General features: G+C 21.2%; 1 protein-coding gene. It reads right to left on the bottom strand.

Annotated elements, in window-relative coordinates; genetic code table 11:
* Positions 1-267: 267 nt before the first annotated feature.
* Complete coding sequence (locus BGI41_RS08020; protein WP_088540177.1) at positions 268-1,338, bottom strand: DNA polymerase subunit beta; 1,071 nt, start codon at positions 1,336-1,338, stop codon at positions 268-270.
* Positions 1,339-1,652 lie beyond the last annotated feature (314 nt).

Genomic DNA, 1,652 nt, shown 5'->3' with positions numbered 1-1,652 from the left:
TTTTTATCTAATAAATTTTCTATAAGAATATTTAAAAAAAGATTAAATTAAATTTATTTTATAAGTTTATATTTAATTTAATTAGAATAAATTATAATTAAATAGAATCAATGATTCTATTTATTATTTTTATATGATATCATGTACATGTAATCTATTTATTTAATAATTTATATTTATTAAAAATTTTATTTTAGATTTTACAAAATACTTTTAATTTTTATATTTATAAAATACTTGTTTTTCTTATTTATATAAAAATACTGTTTATACTGGACTTTCTTTAAATTTTATATATTCTCCTAAAGATTCTCTTGTTGAACCTACAAGTATTCTATATTTAGGTTTTTCACCTTTAGTAATAATTTTTTCAAGTTTACCTCTTGCTACTGCACGTTCATTTTCAAATACTTCTCCTGCATAGGTATGAGTAAATGAAGCGAGTTTACTAATTTTTACATCAGGTCCTTCTAATACTTTAACATCTTTAATATCATAGATTGCTGGATTATCCATAAATTCAAGTGCATTACTTATAGTACATTCAACTTTAGCAACACCTTGTGGTTCATAGATTGTATCTTCCCATTCTCCTTTAATTTCATCAAAGTTTCTAGTACATAATATATCAAATAATGTTCCTCTAATTACTCCTCTATTGAATTTTCTTGATTCATACCAACAAAATTCTTCTTTAGTTAAACTATCATCTTTAATTCTTTTATGATATAAGCGTTCCCAGAATTGGTTTTGAATAGGATTTAATATGATTTTTCTTTTAGAATCTCCTTCCCCTACTTCTACTTCTTGGTCATGGTATTTTTTAAAGGTATTTATTGCTTTTCTATGATTTTCAAGTCCATAAACTACAAAGTCCAAATCAGAACTTTCTGTTTTTTGAAGTCCTGGACAAGTAGAACCAGAAATACCTAAATTTTCATAATCAATACCTGCAATATAATGGAAAAAGTCAGATAAATCAATTAATTTATTTCTTGTTTCATCAGATACTTTAGAATCTTTACCTTCTCTAATTTCTTTAAGACGATTTTCAGGCCTTATAATTTCATCTACTTTTTCAAGAGGTACTCCCATCATTTCTACATTAGTAACTTCAGAATAATATAAATATTCTGGATAATTTTCTCTTAAAAATGTATATGCTTCTTCAGAGTTTACTTTTGAATATTTTTTTCCATTTTTTTCCCTATCTCCATTAGGATCTGGAATATATCTTAAAAAACAGATTACTCTGTTGTCGGGATGTAAATAATTTGTTGATGCAAAATATAAATCATCAGTACTATGTATAAAATCTCTTGTTCTTACTTTTATCATAACATCACTTGTTTTAAAAATTTAGTTTAATTCTATATTTATTGATTATTATTTTTATATTTTCTATTTATTATTAATTAAAAGTTTTTAATTGATTTTTTATTTATTAAATAGATTAATTTAAAGTTTATTTGCTGATTTCTATATTTTATTCTGTTTTTAAAAAAGTATTTAATTTTTTAATTTCTTTTCTTTTAAAATTTCTATATTAATATTGGATTAATGTTTTATTTTTATTAAATTCATTAAATTGTTTTTTATTATTTTTATTAAATTTATTAATTTTTTTAAGATATTTATTTAATATTTTTAAT

The organism is Methanobrevibacter sp. 87.7, assembly GCF_002208625.1.
In the GTDB taxonomy this organism is placed as follows: Archaea; Methanobacteriota; Methanobacteria; order Methanobacteriales; family Methanobacteriaceae; genus Methanarmilla.
This window is presented reverse-complemented; position numbering and strand designations above follow the sequence as displayed.